Annotated in this window: 19 protein-coding genes; 14 read left to right on the forward strand and 5 right to left on the reverse strand. The window is 45.4% G+C overall.

Annotated features, from left to right (window positions below; genetic code table 11):
* The 3 genes from WJQ40_RS05210 to WJQ40_RS05220 form a co-directional block, all read right to left on the reverse strand.
* Nucleotides 1-432 carry an aspartate carbamoyltransferase regulatory subunit gene (locus WJQ40_RS05210; protein ID WP_118799147.1) on the reverse strand — a complete coding sequence of 144 codons (432 nt, stop codon included), beginning with the start codon at nt 430-432 and terminating at the stop codon, nt 1-3.
* A gap of 17 nt (nt 433-449) precedes the next feature.
* Nucleotides 450-1,373, reverse strand: coding sequence for an aspartate carbamoyltransferase (pyrB, locus tag WJQ40_RS05215; RefSeq protein WP_118799148.1), 924 nt, complete (start codon nt 1,371-1,373; stop codon nt 450-452).
* A gap of 113 nt (nt 1,374-1,486) precedes the next feature.
* The gene (locus tag WJQ40_RS05220) at nt 1,487-2,026 is read right to left on the reverse strand and encodes a nitroreductase family protein (protein ID WP_118799149.1); all 540 of its coding nucleotides are present in this window, start codon (nt 2,024-2,026) and stop codon (nt 1,487-1,489) included.
* A 129-nt stretch (nt 2,027-2,155) separates the two neighbouring features.
* On the opposite strand from WJQ40_RS05220, the gene WJQ40_RS05225 reads away from it, so the two are divergent.
* Nucleotides 2,156-2,542 carry a PH domain-containing protein gene (locus WJQ40_RS05225; RefSeq protein ID WP_118799150.1) on the forward strand — a complete coding sequence of 129 codons (387 nt, stop codon included), beginning with the start codon at nt 2,156-2,158 and terminating at the stop codon, nt 2,540-2,542.
* Nucleotides 2,543-2,561: 19 nt separating this feature from the next.
* On the opposite strand, the gene WJQ40_RS05230 is transcribed toward WJQ40_RS05225, so the two are convergent.
* Complete coding sequence (locus WJQ40_RS05230) at nt 2,562-2,963, reverse strand: hypothetical protein (RefSeq protein WP_337402559.1); 402 nt, start codon at nt 2,961-2,963, stop codon at nt 2,562-2,564.
* A gap of 31 nt (nt 2,964-2,994) precedes the next feature.
* Between WJQ40_RS05230 and WJQ40_RS05235 the strand changes: the two genes are divergently transcribed.
* The 5 genes from WJQ40_RS05235 to WJQ40_RS05255 are packed head-to-tail and all read left to right on the forward strand — an operon-like array spanning nt 2,995 to nt 6,725.
* Nucleotides 2,995-4,326, forward strand: coding sequence for a folylpolyglutamate synthase/dihydrofolate synthase family protein (locus WJQ40_RS05235; protein WP_337538350.1), 1,332 nt, complete (start codon nt 2,995-2,997; stop codon nt 4,324-4,326).
* On the forward strand, nt 4,319-4,876 hold the full coding sequence (gene folE / locus WJQ40_RS05240; RefSeq protein ID WP_337538352.1) for a GTP cyclohydrolase I FolE: 558 nt from the start codon (nt 4,319-4,321) through the stop codon (nt 4,874-4,876). Before WJQ40_RS05235 ends, folE begins: the two co-directional genes overlap by 8 nt.
* Nucleotides 4,877-4,908: 32 nt before the next feature.
* A complete protein-coding gene (gene folP, locus WJQ40_RS05245; protein WP_118799152.1) occupies nt 4,909-5,715 on the forward strand; it encodes a dihydropteroate synthase in 807 nt (268 codons plus the stop codon).
* Complete coding sequence (gene folK, locus WJQ40_RS05250) at nt 5,708-6,541, forward strand: 2-amino-4-hydroxy-6-hydroxymethyldihydropteridine diphosphokinase (protein WP_337538354.1); 834 nt, start codon at nt 5,708-5,710, stop codon at nt 6,539-6,541. The genes folP and folK overlap by 8 nt, the downstream gene beginning before the upstream one ends.
* Nucleotides 6,528-6,725: a DUF6472 family protein gene (locus WJQ40_RS05255; protein ID WP_118799154.1), complete on the forward strand. Its 198-nt coding sequence runs from the start codon at nt 6,528-6,530 to the stop codon at nt 6,723-6,725. Before folK ends, WJQ40_RS05255 begins: the two co-directional genes overlap by 14 nt.
* Here WJQ40_RS05255 and WJQ40_RS05260 read toward each other — a convergent pair.
* The gene (locus tag WJQ40_RS05260; RefSeq protein ID WP_337538357.1) at nt 6,709-7,743 is read right to left on the reverse strand and encodes a DUF5050 domain-containing protein; all 1,035 of its coding nucleotides are present in this window, start codon (nt 7,741-7,743) and stop codon (nt 6,709-6,711) included. The two genes, WJQ40_RS05255 and WJQ40_RS05260, sit on opposite strands and share 17 nt — an antisense overlap.
* Nucleotides 7,744-7,942: 199 nt before the next feature.
* On the opposite strand from WJQ40_RS05260, the gene pheA reads away from it, so the two are divergent.
* The 8 genes from pheA (at nt 7,943) to WJQ40_RS05300 (ending at nt 17,030) form a co-directional block, all read left to right on the forward strand.
* Nucleotides 7,943-9,067 carry a prephenate dehydratase gene (gene pheA, locus WJQ40_RS05265; protein ID WP_118799156.1) on the forward strand — a complete coding sequence of 375 codons (1,125 nt, stop codon included), beginning with the start codon at nt 7,943-7,945 and terminating at the stop codon, nt 9,065-9,067.
* 46 nt (nt 9,068-9,113) lie between these two features.
* Complete coding sequence (locus tag WJQ40_RS05270; RefSeq protein WP_337538359.1) at nt 9,114-10,661, forward strand: exopolyphosphatase; 1,548 nt, start codon at nt 9,114-9,116, stop codon at nt 10,659-10,661.
* Between the two features lie 29 nt (nt 10,662-10,690).
* Nucleotides 10,691-12,832, forward strand: a complete 2,142-nt coding sequence (locus WJQ40_RS05275) for an RNA degradosome polyphosphate kinase (RefSeq protein ID WP_337538362.1) — start codon at nt 10,691-10,693, stop codon at nt 12,830-12,832.
* Nucleotides 12,825-13,430, forward strand: a complete 606-nt coding sequence (locus tag WJQ40_RS05280; RefSeq protein ID WP_337538365.1) for a Maf family protein — start codon at nt 12,825-12,827, stop codon at nt 13,428-13,430. Before WJQ40_RS05275 ends, WJQ40_RS05280 begins: the two co-directional genes overlap by 8 nt.
* Before the next feature lie 21 nt (nt 13,431-13,451).
* Nucleotides 13,452-13,715: a glyoxalase gene (locus tag WJQ40_RS05285; protein WP_262575698.1), complete on the forward strand. Its 264-nt coding sequence runs from the start codon at nt 13,452-13,454 to the stop codon at nt 13,713-13,715.
* Nucleotides 13,716-14,185: 470 nt separating this feature from the next.
* A complete protein-coding gene (locus WJQ40_RS05290) occupies nt 14,186-15,337 on the forward strand; it encodes a site-specific integrase (RefSeq protein ID WP_337538369.1) in 1,152 nt (383 codons plus the stop codon).
* A 141-nt stretch (nt 15,338-15,478) separates the two neighbouring features.
* Complete coding sequence (locus WJQ40_RS05295; protein WP_337538374.1) at nt 15,479-16,201, forward strand: CpsB/CapC family capsule biosynthesis tyrosine phosphatase; 723 nt, start codon at nt 15,479-15,481, stop codon at nt 16,199-16,201.
* Nucleotides 16,202-16,274: 73 nt separating this feature from the next.
* Nucleotides 16,275-17,030 (forward strand): Wzz/FepE/Etk N-terminal domain-containing protein, encoded by a 756-nt coding sequence (locus WJQ40_RS05300; protein ID WP_337538376.1) that lies wholly within the window; start codon nt 16,275-16,277, stop codon nt 17,028-17,030.
* Nucleotides 17,031-17,081: the final 51 nt, after the last annotated feature.

Here is a 17,081-nt window from a genome sequence, read left to right on the forward strand (position 1 = left end):
TTACAGCTCTCCACGATATTTTTCTTCACAGTATTTACAGCGGTAAATCTCCCGTTCTTCATCTGCGAGGACAAAGATGTGGGGGAGTCCCTGCTCAATGGAGGTGATACATCTCGGGTTTTTGCAGTGGATGACATTTTTGATCTCTTTTGGAAGCTCCAGTACCTTTTTATCAACGATCTCTCCATCCTTGATCACATTCACAGTGATGTTGTGATCGATAAAGGCAAGGACATCCAGATCCAGCATATTGATGTCACATTCTACCTTCAGGATATCCTTTTTTCCCATCTTATTGCTTTTTGCGTTCTTGATGATAGCAACAGTACAGTCCAGCTTGTCCAGCTGCAGATGATGATAAATGGCAAGGCTTTTGCCTGCCTTGATATGATCAAGAACAAATCCTTCTTCAATTTTTCCTACATTTAACATAATAATCGTACCTCCCTTTATAATGAAGCGGTGTCAATACCAAGAAGCGTCAGGATCAGTGCCATTCTCACATAGACACCATACTGTACCTGCCTGAAATAGGCAGCTCTCGGATCATCATCTACTTCAACGGAGATCTCGTTTACTCTCGGAAGTGGGTGAAGAACGATCATGTCAGGCTTTGCCAGCTTCATTTTGGCCTCATCCAGTATATAGAAATCCTTCAGACGGACATAATCCTCTTCATTGAAGAAACGCTCCTTCTGTACTCGTGTCATATACAGCAGATCCAGATCACCCATGACATCCTCAAGACGGATCTTTTCCTCGTAAGGAATGTTCTTTTCCTTCAGCATATCTGTGATGTAATCCGGGATACGGAGCTCTTCCGGAGATATGAAGAGAAAACGGATGCCGGGATATCTGACAAGGGCATTGATCAGGGAATGTACGGTACGTCCAAATTTCAGGTCACCGCAAAGACCAATGGTGAAATCAGACAGGCGTCCCTTCAGGGAACGGATCGTCATCAGGTCAGTCAGTGTCTGGGTTGGATGCTGATGACCGCCATCACCGGCATTGATCACCGGGATAGAAGAGTGGCTGGCAGCAACCATGGGTGCTCCCTCCTTGGGATGGCGCATGGCACAGATATCTGCAAAGCAGGAGATCACGCGGATCGTATCAGAAACACTTTCACCCTTAGAGGCAGAAGAGGAACCGGCATCGGAAAATCCGATCACACTGCCGCCAAGGTTCAACATGGCAGATTCAAAGCTTAAACGGGTTCTGGTGCTTGGCTCGTAGAAACAGGTGGCAAGCTTTTTGCCATCACAGGCATGGGCATACTTTTCCCGGTTTTTTTCGATATCACCGGCAAGAACAAAAAGCTGATCCAGTTCTTCTACCGTGAAATCAAGAGGATTCATTAAATGTCTCATAACAGAGAACTCCTTTCAAAATAAAATTTTGATCCACAGGAAAGCCTTAGAAAATATTTCCTGTGCTGACATAGAAAATCGAAGAGCTTTACCGCTCTTCGATTTTATTTTTATTATTTGAATGTTAACAGATCAGCAACTGCTTTTCTTCTTGGTGCAACAGGCTCTTCATCAGGAATTCCAACAGGAATCAGAACAGCCACCTCCTGGTTTTCAGGAAGCTCTAATAAAGAAGCAGCCTTTGCTTCATCAAAGATACCCATGATAACGGATCCCAGTCCCTTTTCATATGCGGCAAGACAAAATGCTTCAGAGGCAACCCCCGCATCAAACATCTGCCAGCTATCCTTTCTGTCTGTGGAATAAGAGCCATCTCTTTCGAAACCACTTCTTCCCTTGATAAAGGAAAGACAGATCAGCATGGGAGCATTTTTGATGATTTCACCATTGTGGGGATAAGCATCTGTGCATTCATCAGCGATCTTATCCTTCAGGGCACCTTCTACAGCAACATATCTTGCGATCTGGGAATGCTTCCAGCTCGGTGCATAAGAAGCAGCTTCAATAATTTCGTTTACTACCTCATGGTCAACGGGAGTGTCCTTGAATTTGCGGATACTTCTGCGGCCCATGATACATTCTTTTGCAGTCATGATAACCCTCCTTTTTGCCTATTTTTCCTATCATAGCACAAGAATAAATTTCTTTCAAGAATACTTTGCATTCTAAGAAGGGATATTGTACAATAGCCTTATTACAGAGGAAAAGAGAGGGAGAGGCTTATGGCTACAGAATTGAAAGAGAAGAAAAGATGGCTGTTTTTCGGGCTTCCTTTTACATTTACCACATATACAGTCAAGGAGAATGTACTGACAGTAAACAGTGGATTTCTGAAGAAGGTTGAGAGTGACTGTTACATGTACAAGATTCAGGATGTGGAGCTTGTAAGTACACTGTTTGAAAGAATGTTCGGACTTGGTACGGTGATCTGCTATACAGGAGATACGACAGATCCCAAGCTTCCTCTGACCCATATTAAGAATGCAAGGGCAGTGAAGGATTTTATCCTGGAGATGTCAGAGGCAGCCAGATTAAAGCGCAGGACAGTGAACACACTGAATATCGGGGCAGATGTGACAGATCTTGACGGAGATGGGATTCCGGATTAAGTAAGAGCGGTATGACTTGTTATACCGTTTTTTTTGAGAGAAGCTTTTCAAAGAGCAGGCCGGAAAGGAACCAGTTGGGGAAATAATCCAGCCGGATCACATTTTTAATGCGCCAGCGGCAGTTTTCATAGCTCCATGGACAGATGCCCTTTCTTGTAAGGAACTGCCCGGAGAGAAATTCGCCGGTGAAGATACACAGGGCATAAATACTTCCCCGGACAGAAACAGGAAGTCTTCGGAGGAGGACAAACAGCGGCTTTAAAAGGACAGCACTCCCATAGATCGGGAACATCCAGAGAGAGGTTGTTCCTTTCAGGGAAAGCTCACGTCTTCTTAAGGAGCCGAGAGCAGTATATACAATTTCAAGGCACCAGCCGGTCATACCGCAGGTGAGAAAGTCTTTGAACCATTTTTTCATCATAAGGTAAGTATGGCCAGGCGGAAGGAAAATTATGCAGACAGATGAGAAAAAAATGATGACATATCAGGAAACCATGGACTATATTGACAGCCTGCAGAGCGGCGGGATCGCACCGGGACTTGATAATATCCGGGCATTATGTGAGAAGCTTGGCAATCCGCAGGATGCACTTTCCTTCGTGCATATTGCAGGAACCAATGGAAAAGGGTCTGTTCTCTGTCTGGTTTCCAGTGTGCTGAAGCAGGCGGGCTACCGGATCGGAAGATATATATCACCAACGATCTTTGATTACAGAGAGCGGTTCCAGATCGGGGAGCGGCCGATCAGCAAAAAGGATCTGTGCCTGTATATGACAAGGCTGAAAAAAGCATGTGAGGAGCTGAAGGCAGAAGGAAACAGTCAGCCTACACCCTTTGAAGTAGAGACAGCGCTTGCTTTTCTTTATTTTAAGGAAAAGGACTGTGACATTGTTGTACTGGAAACCGGTATGGGCGGCAGACTGGATGCCACCAATATTATTCAGAATACACTGGTTGCCGTATTTGCATCCATCAGTCTTGACCATATGAGGTTTCTTGGAAACACGCTTGCGGAGATCGCAAAGGAAAAGGCCGGGATCATCAAGCCAGGCTGCAGCGCGGTCAGTGCACCTCAGAAGGAAGAGGTTCTTTCGGTGCTGAAGGCTGCCTGTGAAAAGCAGAAGGTGACGCTTGACGTAGCAGATCCTGGCAGCCTGAAAAAGATCAAGAGTACCATAAAGGGACAGAGGTTTTCTTATGGAAAGTATCAGGATCTGATGATCACATTAGCTGGCAGATATCAGCTTGACAATGCCCTGACAGCCCTTCTTGCCCTTCAGCAGCTTTCAGAAAAGGGATTTCCCGTCAAGGAAAAAGATATTTATAAGGGCTTTGCGGAAGGAACCTGGCCAGGAAGATTTGAAGTGATCGGTCAGAAGCCTCTTTTTATCGTAGACGGGGCACATAACAGAGATGGCGCCGCAAGGCTTGCTGATTCCATTGGTTTTTATTTTACAAATAAAAGGATTATCTATATAATAGGAATGTTGAGAGATAAGGAACAGGAGGAGATCCTGAAGGTTACCTGTCCTTATGCAGAGCAGATCCTGACAGTGTCAACAGAAGGGAGCAGAGGACTTACTTCTTATGAGCTGGCACTGAAGGCGAAAGGATTTCATCAGAATGTGACCTGTACGGACAGTGTGGAGGAAGCGATAGAGCTTGCATATCTTATGGCAGATAAGGATACGGTGATCGTGGCATTTGGATCTTTGTCGTATCTGGGGAAGCTGATCACGGCAGTCAGGAATGGTAAGAAAGGCCAGGCGGTAAAACATGGTTGATAAGGATAAAGTCAGAGAGGGAATTACATTACTGTTAGAAGGAATCGGAGAGGATCCCCTGCGTGAGGGATTGATCGATACCCCAGACAGGGTAGCGAGAATGTATGAGGAGCTTTGTCAGGGCATGGAGGAGGATCCCGGGGAGCAGCTGTCTAAAGCCTTTCATGCAGAAAATAATGAGATGATCCTGGAAAAGGATATCACCTTTTACTCCATCTGTGAGCATCATCTGATGCCCTTTTATGGAAAGGCACATATTGCCTATATTCCGGATGGAAAAGTGGTAGGGATCAGCAAGCTGGCAAGAACTGTAGAGGTTTATGCAAGAAGACTGCAGATCCAGGAAAAGCTGACAGCTGAGATCGCTGATGCCATTATGGAATATGTAAAGCCGAGGGGAGTCATGGTGCAGCTCAGTGCTGAACATATGTGCATGACTATGCGTGGGGTGAAAAAGCCTGGCAGCCAGACCGTGACACTGGTATCACGGGGCGTTTTCAAGGATAATAGAGAGCTGCAGGATACCTTTTTCCATCTGCTGGCACAGTAAAACAGAAAGAAACAGAAAAAACGGGGGAAATCATGAAAATAGGAAACAGGGAATTTGATGTAAACAATCATACGTATGTGATGGGGATCCTGAATGTGACACCGGATTCTTTTTCAGATGGCGGTAAGTTCAACGACATGGACAGGGCACTGTTCCATGTAGAGGAGATGATCGCAGAAGGCATGGATATTCTGGATATTGGCGGTGAGTCCACAAGACCGGGCTACACTGTGCTCAGTGTGCAGGAAGAAACAGACCGGGTTATCCCGGTGATCGAGGCGGTGAAGAAACGCTTTGATATCCCCATTTCCCTGGATACCTGCAAGGGGGCTGTAGCAAAGGCCGGAATACAGGCAGGTACTGACCTGATCAATGATATCTGGGGACTGAAATATGACGATACGATGGCGGGCGTGATTGCAGAAGCAGGACTGCCCTGCTGCCTGATGCACAACAGGGACAATACCGATTACCATAACTTTATGGAGGATGTGGCAGCAGATCTTTCTGATACCCTGTTTCTTGCCAGAAAGGCAGGCATCCGGGAAGACGGCATTATCCTGGATCCGGGCGTTGGTTTTGGCAAGACCTATGAAAATAATCTGGAGATCATCAACCGTCTGGAGGAGCTGAAGGTATTTGGTTACCCGATACTGCTTGGAACAAGCAGAAAATCAGTGATCGGATTGACCCTTTCCCTACCGGTAGAAGAGAGAGTAGAGGGAACCCTTGTGACAACCGTATTTGCGGTAATGAAGGGGTGTGCCTTTGTGAGAGTACATGATATCAAAGAGAATGTGAGAGCCATTAAAATGGCAGAGGCGATCAGGAATGGATGAGATCAGGATTGACAATCTGGAGGTTTACGCCGGACATGGTGTATATGAGCATGAGAAGAGAAACGGACAGTCATTTTTCGTGAATGCTGTTCTTTTTTCTGATCTGAAAAGGGCTGGAAAAAGTGATGCCCTTGCTGATTCCACAAGCTATGGAGATATCGCAAGACTGATCTCTCATTTCCTTAGGGAACACCGGTTCCAGCTCTTAGAGGCAGTGGCAGAGGGCTGTGTCAGAGAGATCCTTACGACATTTGATAAAATAGACAGAGTGATCCTGGAAATCCGGAAGCCTTCTGCACCGATCGGGCTTCCCTTTGAATCTGTGTCAGTCAGGATAGAGCGTGGTTTTAAACGTGCCTATGTGGCTGTCGGCTCCAATATGGGAGATAAGAGGAACTATATTCTGGAGGCAGTGGAAAAGCTGAAGGCAGATCAGAAAATAAGACATCTTCGCTGTTCCACGCTCATTGAAACAGAGCCTTACGGGGGAGTAGAGCAGGATGCATTTATCAATGGCGTACTGGAACTTGATACGCTGTATGAGCCGCTGGAGCTTTTGCATCTCCTGCAGAAGATCGAGCTGGAAGCCGGAAGAGAGCGGAAGATCCACTGGGGACCAAGAACACTGGATCTGGATATTCTTTTTTATGAGGATTTCGTTTCAGAGACAAAGGAACTGACCGTGCCTCATCCGGATATGCAGAACAGGAGCTTTGTACTGGATCCCATGGATGAACTGAACCCGGGCTATGTGCATCCACTGCTTCAGAAGACGATCCGGCAGATGAAGCTGGAACTGGAAGGAGATAAGAATGACCGGAAATAAAAAATCCCCCGCAGGAATCTGCGAGGAATGTAACTTTTATACCTATGATGATGACTATGAGTGCTATACCTGTGAGCAGGATCTTGATGAGGATGAAATGGCCAGGTTCCTGGCTGATGAATTCAGGGACTGCCCCTACTATCAGCCGGGAAACGAATACCTGGTCGTCAGGAAACAGATGTAATGGCAGCGTTTCTTGCACCGTCAAAGGTGCTTACAGAAACAGGGCCGCTTTCTGGTGTGTGGTAAACCGGAACCTCTGTATTGAACTCATTAAAGTAAACATACTGGGAAGTGATATTGATATTGCTGTAGTTGCCTTCTGCAACAACCTCCTGCTCACTTCCGTCAAAGCGCATCCGCATAAGAGCAGGTGATGCGCTGTCTACCTTCTGATAATAGATATAGGTATTTCCTACATTAAAGAAATCCACACGATCTGTTGTCAGAACCTCCACACTCTGATCATAAAGGGAATATCTGCAGAGCTGATAATTATTTCCAACATCCATATAGTAAACATAACCGTCTTTATAAACCGGGAACCAGAGATCTCCTTCATAGATGACTGAAGAGGTATCTGTCCGGGTATCTAAGGCATACAGGTAATGATCCTTATCCTGTCCATTGTAGTAGATAATGCCATTATCGCAGGAAGCAGGATTGATGATGTCGTCAGAGATAAGCAGGTTCTCTGATTTGTCTGTTTTCAGCTTATAAAATTTCGTAAAGTCTTTGTTATTATATCTCTGATAATACAGATAGTTTCCGCACAGCTGCATGGTAACGGCACCGTCTCTGACAAGACATACGGTGTTATTGCCATTTTTCTTTGTACGGAAGACACCATAAGTACGAAGGACATAACCAAAGCCCTCACCGGCCTTACTGGTATCCATAAAGTAGTACAGGTAATCACCTGCAGCATTGATCGAAGAAACACTGCCATTTCCAAGACGTGTAAACTCTGTTTCGTCAGGATTCATGGAGTAGAGTGCGTAGTTGTCATAGGCATTGGCAAAGTACACCTTGCCATCAGATTCACAGAACAGACCATGCTGGTTCAGATTTCCGGCGGTGTTGCCTGTAACGGAAATATCATTGTCCGGAACTCTTCCTTTGAGTGTGGAAAGAAAGCCTGCGGTAATAAGTAACAGAACGATAATCACAGCAAAAATGATATATTTTCCATTTTTTTTCATGGTGTTTTCTCCCTGGATAAAAGTAAAATAGTTTTCTTTATTATACTGAAAACAGGCAGGGACTGCAATGAAAATGTGGGGCAGATGCCTGCTGCGCTTCCGCAAAGTAAAGAACAGGTAAAATAGAGGCAATTGCTTGCTATCCCTATTCGTTTGGTATAAAATTAATAAAGATTTTATGCGAAAGGAACGGAAGAATATGGACTTGACAGAACTGCGGGGGCAGATCGATGAAATAGACAGCAGCATTGTGGATCTCTACGAAAAAAGGATGGATATTTCCAGACAGGTTGCAGAGTACAAGATTGAGAATGGCAAACAGGTATTTGATAAAGCAAGAGAAGAAGAAAAGATCAGAAAGGTGAAGTCGCTCACCCATAACGATTTCAACAGTCATGGGATTGAAGAGCTCTTTGAACAGATCATGTCCATGAGCCGTAAACTGCAATATCAGCTTTTGTCTGAGAGAGGAAGTCTGAATAAGCTTCCTTTTATTCAGGTTGACCAGCTTGAAACAGAGAAGGCAAGAGTGGTTTTCCAGGGAGCAGAGGGAGCCTATTCCCAGGCGGCCATGCATCAGTATTTCGGGGACAGGATTGACAGCTTTCATGTAGATACCTTCCGGGATGCCATGATCGCCATTGACGAGGGCAGCGCAGATTATGCAGTACTTCCGATTGAAAATTCAACAGCCGGGATTGTCAGTGAGATTTATGATCTTCTGGTAGAATTTGAAAACTATATTGTAGGGGAACAGATCATTAAGATCGAACACTGTCTGATGGCACTGCCAGGAACAAAGCTGTCAGATATTAAGACGGTATATTCCCATCCACAGTCCCTGATGCAGTCAGCCAGATATCTGAATACACATCCCTGGCAGCAGATCAGCATGCAGAATAATGCTTTTGCTGCAAGAAAGGTAGCAGAGGAGAAGGATAGGACACAGGCAGCCATTGCAAGTGAATATGCAGCAAAGCTGTACGGACTTGAGATCCTTGAGAAGGGTGTGAACCAGTCCAGCACCAATTCCACCCGTTTTATTATCGTGACCAATCAGAAGATATTCCTGAAGAATGCCAGAAAGGTCAGCATCTGCTTTGAGGTAGCCCATGAAAGTGGTTCCCTGTATCATATGCTGTCACATTTCATTTATAATAACCTGAATATGAACCGGATCGAAAGCAGGCCGATCGAGGATCGGAACTGGGAGTACCGTTTCTTTATCGATTTTGACGGAAACCTGTCTGACAGTGCGGTAAAGAATGCACTGAGAGGACTTCGGGATGAAGCAAGGAACATGAAGATCCTTGGCAATTATTAAAGGACACCGGATAAAACAAGAAAAGTCAGTAAGCGAGGAATATAAAATGGCAGTCAGAACATTTGCGGCAATTGATGTAGGATCCTTCGAGCTTTCCATGAAGATCTTTGAGGTTTCAAGGAGAGGGATGAAGGAGATCGACCATATCAGGCGGGAGATCAACATGGGAACAGAGAGCTACACCACAGGCAAGCTTTCCTATGAGAGAGTAGAAGAGCTGTGTGAGGCTCTGCTGGCCTTTTCTGATATCATGAAGACATACCGTGTCAGTGATTATGCTGCCTACGGTACCAGTGCCATAAGGGAGACTGAGAACACTATAATCCTGTTAAATCAGATCGAGGTCAGGACAGGTATCCATATCCAGGTGCTGAGCAATTCTGAACAGCGCTTCCTGGATTATAAGTCCATTGCCTTCCAGGGAGAGGGCTTTTTGAAGATCATTGAAAATCCGACAGCAATTGTGGATATCGGAGGCGGCAGTATACAGATCTCCCTGTTTGATAAGGACAAGCTTGTTTCTACCCAGAATATGAAGCTCGGAGTTTTACGTCTGCAGGAAAGACTCCGCCATATGAATGCAGGGGCGAAGCAGTCTGATGACCTGATCACAGAGCTTGTAGATTCCCAGATGCTGACCTATAAGAAGCTGTACCTGAAGGACAGGGAGATCAGGAATATCATCATCGTAGATGATTATGTTTCCATGCTGCTCCGCAAAAAAAGCCTGGAGCATGAAATGACAGGCTATGCAGGCAGAGAGCTGTTTGAAAAGTTTGAAAAAGCCTATCATTCGCAGCGTACAGGAGAGCTGGCAAAGAAATGGGATGTTCCGGAAGAGAATATGCCAATGCTCCATATTTCCCTGATGCTGTTAAAACGGATCATGGAGATCATGGGAGCGGAACTGATCTGGGCACCCGGGGTGACTCTTTGTGACGGTATCGCATATGAATATGCAGAGAAGAATAAAATAGTAGCAGCCTCCCATGATTTTGAACAGGATATCATAGCCTGTGCGCAGAATATCAGTAAACGTTATCGTGGCAGCAGCAAAAGGAGTGCCACACTGGAGCAGATCGCACTGCATATATTTGACCACACACGGAAGATCCACGGCCTTGGCAGACGGGAGAGACTTCTTCTGCAGCTGTCAACGATTTTGCATGACTGCGGCAAGTATATCAGCATGGTAAACCTCGGGGAGTGCTCATACAGTATCATCATGGCAACAGAGATCATTGGTCTGTCCCATAAGGAAAGGGAGATCGTGGCCAATGTAGTTAAATTTAATCATCTGGAATTTGATTATTATGAGGAGATGGCAAGGTACAGTACGATTGACAGAGAGGCTTATCTTGTAGTTGCCAAACTGACAGCTATCCTGCGGCTTGCAAACGGACTTGACAGGAGCCATAAACAGAAATTCAAGGATGTACGTACTACATTGAAGGATGACCAGCTTATTATCACAGTAGATACGAATGAGGATATTACACTGGAAAAGGGGCTGTTTGATGCCAGGGCAGGGTTCTTCCAGGAGGTATATAATGTGCGGCCTGTCATAAAGCAGAAGCGTACGGTCAATGGATGAGAGTTTTTGACAGAAAGGAAGTAACAGGGATGAATGAGACAAAAGGTGAAAGCAGCTATAAGGATCCTTCTAATTACATAAACAGGGAGCTTTCCTGGGTGCTTTTTGATAAGAGAGTTCTGGGTGAAGCGAGGGATAAACAGAATCCGCTGTTTGAGAGGCTTAAGTTTCTTAGTATCACAGCGTCTAATCTGGATGAGTTTTTCATGGTAAGGGTGGCTTCCCTGAAGGATATGGTGAATGCAGGCTATGAGAAGAAGGATATCGCCGGTATGACACCGCTTCAGCAGCTGGAGGCACTCAATGTGGCGACACACAGTCTGGTAAAGGAACAGTATAGTATTTACAATAAGACACTGCTCCCTCTTCTTCTGGAGAATGGGCTCAGGGTGATCAGACGCCATGAAGAGCTTACGGAGGAAGAAGGAAAATTTGTGGACCGTTTCTTCGAAGAAAATGTGTACCCGGTCCTGACACCTATGGCGGTAGACAGCTCAAGGCCATTTCCACTGATCAGAAACAAGTCACTGAATATCGGTGCCCTTGTGAAGAAGAAAAATGGGGAAGGAGAGCTGGAATTTGCTACTGTTCAGGTGCCAAGCGTCCTGCAGAGGATTGTAGTCCTTCCAGAGGAAGAGGGAAAAGAAAAGACAGTGATCCTTCTGGAAGAAGTCATTGAACGGAATATCCAGAAGCTGTTCCTGAATTATGATATCGTATGCTCTTATCCCTTCCGTATCATGAGAAATGCTGATTTTTCCCTGGATGAGGATGAGGCAGAGGATCTCCTGAAGGAGATTGAGAAGCAGTTAAAGAAGAGACAGTGGGGACAGGCGATCAGACTCGAAGTGGAGGATGAGATCGATAAGAGACTGCTTGCCATCATCAAGGCAGAGCTGTCTATCGGGGATGGAGATATTTACCGGATCGATGGACCGCTTGATCTGACCTTCCTTATGAAGATGTATGGGCTGCCGGGCTTTGATGCTCTGAAGGAGCAGGGCTATGCAAAGCCACAGCCTGTACCGCAGCTTCCGGCAGACTGTAATATTTTTGAAGAGATCAGCAAGGGAGATATCCTGCTGCACCATCCCTATGAGACCTTTACCCCGGTGGTGGATTTTATCAGGCAGGCAGCAAGGGATAAGGATGTGCTGGCGATCAAGCAGACACTGTACCGTGTCAGCGGTAATTCCCCGATTATTGCAGCACTTGCACAGGCTGCCGAGAATGGAAAACAGGTTACTGTACTGGTAGAATTAAAAGCCAGATTTGATGAGGAAAATAATATCGTATGGGCGAAGATGCTGGAGAAAGCAGGCTGCCACGTTATTTACGGACTGGTGGGACTGAAGACACACAGCAAGATCACTCTGGTAGTACGTCAGGAGGAAGACGGTATCCGCAGATATGTACATCTTGGAACCGGAAACTATAATGATGCCACAGCAAAGCTTTATACTGATGTTGGACTTCTGACATGTGCAGAACCGATCGGTGAGGATGCCACAGCGGTATTCAATATGCTGTCCGGTTACTCGGAGCCTCTTGGCTGGAATAAGCTTTCTGTAGCGCCTCTGTGGCTGAAGGATAAGTTCCTGTATCTGATCAACAGGGAAAAGAAAAATGCAGAGGCCGGCAGGGAGGGACATATCATAGCAAAGGTAAACAGCCTTTGTGATAAGGATATTATTGAAGCCTTATATGAAGCTGGTGCGGCAGGAGTGAAGATCGAGCTGATCATCAGAGGTATCTGCTGTCTGAAAACGGGGCTTCCAGGAATCGGAAGAAATATTACAGTGCGTTCCATTGTAGGAAATTTCCTGGAGCACAGCCGTATCTTTTATTTTGCCAATGACGGAAGAGAGGAATTTTACTGTGCCAGTGCTGATTGGATGCCAAGAAACCTGGAAAGACGTGTGGAGATCATGTTCCCGGTGGAGGAACCGGTACTTCGTGAAAAGCTGATGCACATCCTGACCACTCAGCTTAAGGATACTGTCAAGGCAAGCATCCTGACGGCCGAGGGAATCTATGAAAAGGTTGATAAGAGAGGCAAGGAGCTGATCAATTCCCAGCAGACCTTCTGCAGGGAAGCAGTGGAGGCAGCAAGGGTTTCGGAAGAAGCCGTAAATCACAGAGTATTTATCCCGGAGATGCATCATGAATAATAAGAAGATCATACTGGCAAGCGGTTCCCCAAGGAGAAAGGAACTGCTTTCCCAGATCGGCCTTTCCTTTACGGTAAGGGTAAGTGAGGCTGATGAACATACAGAGGAAACGAAACCGGAGAAGCTTGTCTGCATTCTGTCAGAGCGGAAGACACTGGCCGTATGGGATGAGCTGACAGAGGAAGAGAAGAAGGAGAGTATACTGATCGGCGCAGATACAGTAGTTGCTGTAGACGACAGGATTCTTGGAAAGCCGGCTGATGAGACGGAAGCGTTCCGGATGATAAAGCTTCTTCAGGGGAGATCCCATCAGGTTTATACCGGCGTGACGATCCTTAGGCAGGGTGGCCTGCAGCCTTTTGAGGAAGGAACAAATACATGCAGTATACAGAAAAAGCAGTTTTTCGAAAAGACAGATGTACTGGTATATCCCATGAGTGAGGAAGAAATCACTGCTTATGTGAAGACGGGAGAGCCGCTTGATAAGGCGGGCGCCTATGGCATACAGGGAAGCTTCGCCGCTTATATCCAGGGTATAAACGGCGACTACAGTAATGTAGTAGGACTTCCTGTCGGACGGTTGTATCATGAAATATAAACAGACCAAAGGAGAACTGATATGGATGAGTTTGATGATGTAGTAGTACGGTGCTTTTTAAAAAAGCAGCGCCAGCTGTTCCCGGAGAATGTGGCAGAGACACCGGAGGAAGCAGAAGCCTTTCTGCAGGACTGCTTTGCCGTTGTTGTTGATTCTCTGAAGGAGGTATGGGAATTTTTTGAAGAAGAAGGAATTGATACGGAGGGCATGAAGGGAGACGATATCCTGAAGGCGGAAGAAGTATTTGATGTAGGAGATGGAAGGTACCTGATTGTAGAAGGTTAAGACAGGATAGACAAAAAGGCTGTTGCAGTGCACGGAGGCGTGATACTGTGATGGCCTTTTTGTATCTGGAAAAAAAGATCCAGAGAAGCAAGCTTTGGATTGAATGAAAAAGCAAATAATGATAAACTGAATGACAGATTCTACAGAATAAGACAAATACAGACTATGCGAAGTGAATTTCGTATAATTTCTTATTTTGCGAAGATCACATTCAAAATTGTTTCATGGAATTTCTTATTTTGCGAAGATCAAAGCGGGAATATTTTACGATACGGAAAATGCTTTCTATTGATACAAAGGTTAATATACAATATATTTTGCATAAAATCAATGTTTCAATATGAACTTTAATTGTTTTTTTAGCAATACATAACTGGCAGAGCTTGAAAAACACCGATTTCAAGGGCATTATCCAATACTAATTTTTTATGAACCGTCATTTTTATGGTCAGCAGGAAAGGAGTTACCAAATGCCCAGAAGAGGTACCAATATCTACAAACGAAAGGATGGAAGATGGGAGGGGAGGATTCCCTATGAGCATCCTTCCCATCAAAAAAAATACCATTCCGTCTACGGAAAGACCTATCAGGAAACAAAACAGAAAATGGAGCAGGAACGGGAGCTGTTAAGGATACTGAACAATTACGAAGATCTTGAGATAAAGGCTGCAGCAGAAATCTGGCTGACTGACAGGGATCCCTATCTGAAGGTATCCACCATAGCAGCCTACAGAAATATCATTGAAACACATATTATCCCACAGACAGGCAATATCAAAGTGACCAGATTTACACAGAGGGAAATGGAACGCTTCGCAGCAGGTCTCCGTTCAGCCGAAAAAGGATATTCTCTGTCTCTTACCTACAGCAGAAGCATTTGTGCACTTCTGCTGACCATTTTGTCCTATGCCAGGAAAAAATATGGTTATCATATGATACTGCCTGAAAATCCAATATCAACAGAAAAGAAAAAGCAGCTCCAGCTTCCAGGGGAAAACAGTCTCCACAGGCTGGAGGATTACCTGATCACACATGCGGAAGACGATACCTGCCTTGGGATTCTGATCGCTTTTCATACGGGTATAAGACTGGGGGAGCTCTGTGCCCTCACATGGGAATGCATTGACCTTGAGGAAAGCGTTCTTTCTATCAAAAGAAGCATGCAGCGGACATCAGGAAAAATCGAAGCTGGAAAAACAGAGATCGTCCTGCAGGAGCCCAAATCCCTGACCTCCCTCCGGAACATTCCCCTGCCGCCTGTACTGCTTCCTTTCCTGAAGCAATACAGGCAGCCGGATCCCTGTTATGTGATCCGCGGAAAAAAGAAACCCTTTGCAGAGCCAAGGACTGTGCAGTACCGTTTCTCAAAGATCCTTAAGCAATGCCAGAGCGAGGATTTTCATTTTCATATGCTCAGACATGCCTTTGCCACCAGATGCATCGATATGGGATTCGATGTCAAAAGTCTCAGTGAAATCCTGGGACACAGCAATGTCCAGATCACCATGAATCTGTATGTCCACTCTACCATGCAGCGAAAAAAGCAGTTAATGAATCTTTTTACAGCAAAGCCACCGGAAGATATGCAGTATCCGCCTTTATCCTATAACACGTCAGAATAATGGTCAGCAGGACGGGAAACCGTCCTGTTTTTCTATGTTTTCCAGCCATTTCGCAAAATAAGAAATTTTACGAAAAATATTATTTACGATATATGGAACAAATATACAGCAAACATATTTTACATGACGAGGTGAAACGGCATGAAATATATGGATATTCATTCCCATCTGCTGCCTGGCATTGATGATGGGGCCAGGGATTTTGAAATAAGCATGGAAATGTTTCGCATCGCAGAGAAAAACGGGATCGGGGCAATGATCCTGACACCCCATTATAAACCCATGCATCATAATGCATCACCGGCTACGATCCGGCGGCTGATCAGTGAGATAGAAGAAAAGCTGAAGGAAGAGAAGATAGAGATCCAGCTTTATCCAGGAAACGAGATCTACTATCACAGTGAAGCTGTCTCACAGGCACTTGAGGGAAGGCTGTGTACCATGGCGGGGAGCAGCTATGTACTTGTGGAATTTAATCCCATGGATGAGTTTGAATATATCAGGAATGGTCTGTACCAGTTCCTGGCAGAGGGCTTCCGGCCTGTTCTGGCACATGTGGAGAGATACCGCTGCATGACCGGCAAAGCTGACCGGGCTGAGGAGCTGACCGGCATGGGAGCTTACATACAGGTAAATGCAGGCAGCATTATGGGACGCTATGGTCTGCAGACCAAAATGTTTACCAGAGGTCTGCTGAAAAGAAAAGCGGTTCATTTTGTGGCAACGGATGCCCATGATACGAAAAACAGAGCTCCGGAGCTTAGCGAGTGTGCCAGATTTTTGGCTAAAAAGTTTGGAGAAGATTACACACGGGAGCTGCTTTATGAGAATCCAATGAAGCTCGTCCAGAATGAATATATATAAGCTTCCGGACAAAGAGAGACCTGACGAAGGAAAAGTAGATAACAGGCAGAATATACAGGAGATAAAGAAAACTATGGAACAACAAATGCAAACAAATACCTCTGTGGCGGGCAGAAATGATGATGACATGATAGAGATCGATCTGCTGGAGGTTTTCCAGATACTTCTTGGCAGGATCTGGCTGATCATAAGTGCCGGGCTTTTCTGCGCACTTGCCTGCTTTGCCTTCAGCAAATTCGTACTGGTTCCGACTTATGAATCCACCACCAAAATCTATATCCTGAATAAGACAAGTGAATCTACAGTGACCTACAGTGATGTACAGCTTGGCAGCCAGCTGACCAAGGACTATGCGGAGCTGATCAACAGCCGGTATGTCCTGGAGGAGGTGATCCAGGAGCTGGCACTTGATATGGATTATGATGTGCTGCTGAAAAAGGTCAGTGTATCTACGCCGACTGATACCCGTATCGTTTCGATCACGGTAGAGGATTCAGACCCTGTAATGGCTATGAATATCGCCAATGCCATCCGGGAGGCTGCAAGTAGCCATATCCAGAACGTAATGGATATAGAGGCGGTAAATGTGGTGGAGACAGCAAACATGCCTACTGAAAAGGCAGGACCGAGCGTAGTGAAATGGAGCCTGATCGGAGGGATCATCGGTGTACTTCTCGTCAGTGCCATTGTGATCACACAGTATCTTATGGATGATACGATCAAGACCAGTGATGATGTGGAGAAATATCTGGGACTCAGCACACTGGCACTGATCCCGGTCGCAGTAGAGGAAACAGAGAATAAGAAGAAAAAACATAGAAAGCACTGACACAGGGCAGGAGCAGTGAAGCCGAAAATTACCATATGACAAGGTGAAAAA

This window comes from Suilimivivens sp., from assembly GCF_037359455.1.
In the GTDB taxonomy this organism is placed as follows: Bacteria; Bacillota; Clostridia; order Lachnospirales; family Lachnospiraceae; genus Suilimivivens; species Suilimivivens aceti.

Bases quoted from the DNA above. Each gene is read 5' to 3' on its own strand.
- WJQ40_RS05230 (WP_337402559.1), bottom strand. From the start codon at position 2,963: ATGATGAAAAAATGGTTCAAAGACTTTCTCACCTGCGGTATGACCGGC.
- pyrB (WP_118799148.1), bottom strand. From the start codon at position 1,373: ATGAGACATTTAATGAATCCTCTTGATTTCACGGTAGAAGAACTGGAT.
- WJQ40_RS05270 (WP_337538359.1), top strand. From the start codon at position 9,114: ATGGCAGTCAGAACATTTGCGGCAATTGATGTAGGATCCTTCGAGCTT.
- WJQ40_RS05210 (WP_118799147.1), bottom strand. From the start codon at position 432: ATGTTAAATGTAGGAAAAATTGAAGAAGGATTTGTTCTTGATCATATC.
- folE (WP_337538352.1), top strand. From the start codon at position 4,319: ATGGTTGATAAGGATAAAGTCAGAGAGGGAATTACATTACTGTTAGAA.
- WJQ40_RS05225 (WP_118799150.1), top strand. From the start codon at position 2,156: ATGGCTACAGAATTGAAAGAGAAGAAAAGATGGCTGTTTTTCGGGCTT.
- WJQ40_RS05235 (WP_337538350.1), top strand. From the start codon at position 2,995: ATGCAGACAGATGAGAAAAAAATGATGACATATCAGGAAACCATGGAC.
- WJQ40_RS05255 (WP_118799154.1), top strand. From the start codon at position 6,528: ATGACCGGAAATAAAAAATCCCCCGCAGGAATCTGCGAGGAATGTAAC.
- WJQ40_RS05295 (WP_337538374.1), top strand. From the start codon at position 15,479: ATGAAATATATGGATATTCATTCCCATCTGCTGCCTGGCATTGATGAT.
- WJQ40_RS05285 (WP_262575698.1), top strand. From the start codon at position 13,452: ATGGATGAGTTTGATGATGTAGTAGTACGGTGCTTTTTAAAAAAGCAG.
- folP (WP_118799152.1), top strand. From the start codon at position 4,909: ATGAAAATAGGAAACAGGGAATTTGATGTAAACAATCATACGTATGTG.
- WJQ40_RS05260 (WP_337538357.1), bottom strand. From the start codon at position 7,743: ATGAAAAAAAATGGAAAATATATCATTTTTGCTGTGATTATCGTTCTG.
- WJQ40_RS05290 (WP_337538369.1), top strand. From the start codon at position 14,186: ATGCCCAGAAGAGGTACCAATATCTACAAACGAAAGGATGGAAGATGG.
- WJQ40_RS05275 (WP_337538362.1), top strand. From the start codon at position 10,691: ATGAATGAGACAAAAGGTGAAAGCAGCTATAAGGATCCTTCTAATTAC.
- folK (WP_337538354.1), top strand. From the start codon at position 5,708: ATGGATGAGATCAGGATTGACAATCTGGAGGTTTACGCCGGACATGGT.
- WJQ40_RS05280 (WP_337538365.1), top strand. From the start codon at position 12,825: ATGAATAATAAGAAGATCATACTGGCAAGCGGTTCCCCAAGGAGAAAG.
- pheA (WP_118799156.1), top strand. From the start codon at position 7,943: ATGGACTTGACAGAACTGCGGGGGCAGATCGATGAAATAGACAGCAGC.
- WJQ40_RS05300 (WP_337538376.1), top strand. From the start codon at position 16,275: ATGGAACAACAAATGCAAACAAATACCTCTGTGGCGGGCAGAAATGAT.
- WJQ40_RS05220 (WP_118799149.1), bottom strand. From the start codon at position 2,026: ATGACTGCAAAAGAATGTATCATGGGCCGCAGAAGTATCCGCAAATTC.